The 2,795-nt window shown below is 59.6% G+C and carries 2 protein-coding genes; both read right to left on the reverse strand.

The annotated features are described in order from the left end of the window. Positions 1 to 208: 208 nt before the first annotated feature. Positions 209 to 967: an IS21-like element helper ATPase IstB gene (istB, locus tag KKC91_12415; GenBank protein ID MBU0479350.1), complete on the reverse strand. Its 759-nt coding sequence runs from the start codon at positions 965 to 967 to the stop codon at positions 209 to 211. A 148-nt stretch (positions 968 to 1,115) separates the two neighbouring features. Further along, positions 1,116 to 2,630 carry an IS21 family transposase gene (gene istA, locus KKC91_12420; protein ID MBU0479351.1) on the reverse strand — a complete coding sequence of 505 codons (1,515 nt, stop codon included), beginning with the start codon at positions 2,628 to 2,630 and terminating at the stop codon, positions 1,116 to 1,118. Between the last annotated feature and the right edge of the window lie 165 nt (positions 2,631 to 2,795).

Below are 2,795 nucleotides of genomic sequence, written 5' to 3' on the forward strand. Positions count from 1 at the left end.
GTACCATATGTTCGTATATGGTCATATTTGTTTGCTTCGTTGAACCAGAAGGTAAGATCAGGCAACAGAAGGGCAAAAGAGGGTGATTTCGATGATATTCGCGCCATTTCCTATTACTTGCCTTATTGCGTGGATATTCCGGTGAAAGCGGCCACCTGTTCCGGTTCAAACCGGACACCGATCGGAGCGAAGCGACGGTGGATGCTCATTATACTTCCTTGTGGCCGGAATGAGTCAAGGGGGAGCGGCGTTTCCGCATGGATTCCCCGCACAGTTCCAGCCGGTAAGCGTTGTGGATGATGCGGTCCATAACCGCGTCCGAAAGGGTCGCGTTTCCCAAACGATCGTGCCAGTCGGAGACCGGGATCTGGGTTGCGAGCATGGTGGAGGCCCGGCCATAACGATCTTCGAGGATCTCCAGAAGGTCCGGTGTTTGGGATTCCGTCAGAGGATTCCGCAGCCAGTCGTCGATAATCAGGAGTTGGGTCTTGGCCAAGATCTCAAGGAACTTAGGCGAGGAGCCGTCGGCCCGAGCGTAGGTGATTTTCCGGAGGAGCTTGGCGATCTGAAAATAGCGGACCGAGACGCCGTTGCGGCAGGCGGACTGGCCCAGGGCGCAGGCCAGGTAGGTCTTGCCCGCGCCCGTGGGGCCGGTGATGATGACGTTCAGATGACTACGGATCCAGTCTTCCTGGGTGAGGGCCAGAACCTGGGAACGGTTGAGACCGCGGGAAACGGAGAAGTCGAGATCCTCGATGACCGCGGCCTCGCGGAAGTGGGCCACCCGCATCCGGCGCGTCTGTTTTCGCGTCTGACGAAGATTCCATTCCTTATCCAAAAGCAGGCCCAGCCGTTCCTCAAAGGAGAGCTTTCGGTAGGCGGGATTTTCCATCTGCTCCCGGAGCCCTTCACCTATCCCGGCGAGTTTCATGGAGCCGAGCTTGTCGATGATCGGTTGGACTAACATCCAAGCCTCCGCCTTTGACCCAGGACGGGCGTTCGGTGAACGCGCGTGTTGGAGAGTCGGCCCTGGGCGGCGATAAATGACCCTCTTCTGCGATTCCTGCCGAAAACATCGCGTCTATTTGACCTATAAACGATTTTCATGTCTTCCCTCATGAGTAATAGCCGGGGCCGCGGAGATTACCGTGCGGCTTTTCGGGGCCGACCACGGACGTCTCGTTTTTCAGCCGGTCCATCCCGGCCTCCAAGATGTTGCGCACGCCGCGATAAGAGACGAGTCCAAACGTCAGGGCCCGCTCGCAGGCCGCTTCGAGCCGCGCGTTGCCGTAACGAGTTCCCAACCGCATCAGCCCGAGCGATGCCCGATACCCCTGGTCCGGATGCGGGCGGCTCTCGATGATCCGGCGGACCATCTCGGCCACCAACGGTCCGGTTCGTTCGGCCCACGAGATAAACCTCTCCGGATTCCACTCCAGCACCGCCCGATGAGACTCCGGCCGGTGCTCGGGCCGGGTCGTAAAGCGGTAGGGTTGGTCGTCGCGAACATGGGATGCGATCCGTTCTCTCTGGTAAAAAACCTCCACGGTTTGGGCGGTGGCCCGGATCTCGACCCTCTTGTGAAGATAGCGGTAGGGGACGCTGTAGTAATGTTTGGCGTAGCCGACGTGGTAGTCGATGTGCACCCGGGCCCAAACCCATTCGGCCATCTCGAACGGCACGGCCGGCAACGGCCGCAGGGCCGGACGGTCCAGCTCTTCAAACAGCTGTCGGCGGCTTTTTCCAAGATGCTCCATGACCCGCAGGTCCAGTTCCTCCATCAACGGCCGGAGCGCATCGTTGATCTGTTGAAGGCTGAAGAACTGACGATTCCGCAATCGGGCCAAGAGGAGCTCGACCACGCGGACGCCGGTTTCGACTTTCGCTTTATGTTTCGGAGCGAGGACCCGAGTCGGCAGGACGGCCATGTCGTAATATTCCGCCAAGGACTGGTACGTCGGGTTGATCACGGGTTCGTAGAAGCAAGCCGAGGTCACGCCGCTCTTCAGATTATCGGGAACCACCGCCGCCGGACGACCGCCGAAGTGTTCCAGCGCCCGGACGTGGCCGCCGATCCAGTTCACCAGCTCCTGGGAGGCTTGCGCTTCGGCAAAGGTGGACGAACTGGCGCCCAGTGTCGCCACGAACACTTGCGCCTCTCGAGCGTCCCCCGTCTCGCGGTTTGTGTAGGGAACGGTGACCCCCGCGTAGTCGACGAACATCTTTTCGCCCGCCTTGTGCGGCATCCGCAGGACCGGGTTCAAGATTTTTGTCCACCGCCGATACCGTTCGCAGTATTGCGAGTAGCTGTACCCCCGGGGAAAGCCGAGCCGATATTCTTCCCACAGAAGCTGACGGGTGACGCCCTTCTTGCGAAGCTCACCGTGGACCAATACCCAATCCGGTTCCGCCGCCGCCTCTTTCCGCGAGGTGTCGGGACCCAAAGGAAAAAGTCGGCTTTCAAGCTCCTCTTCGCTCAAGCCCTCCGGAAGCGGCCAGCTCAGGCCCGCCTCCACCGCTCGTCCCAAATACTCCCGCACCGTCTCCTTGCCGATAAGACACGATCGGGCGATCGCTCGGCAACTCAGCCCCGCAGCCTTCAGCCGCAAGGCTTCTTTGATTTTTCGCATGGATAACCTCGTTCGGGCCATTCGATCCTCCTTTGAAAAGAGGAATCATGACCCATTTTGGAGTCGTTATCCAGCGTCGCTTCACATTCCGGCCCCGTCCAAAAAGTGGCCGGATTCAACCGGAATCGGTGGCCGCTTTGAACCGGAACAGCTGGCCGCTTTGAA

It is taken from the genome of bacterium (genome assembly GCA_018812485.1).
In the GTDB taxonomy this organism is placed as follows: Bacteria; JAHJDO01; JAHJDO01; order JAHJDO01; family JAHJDO01; genus JAHJDO01.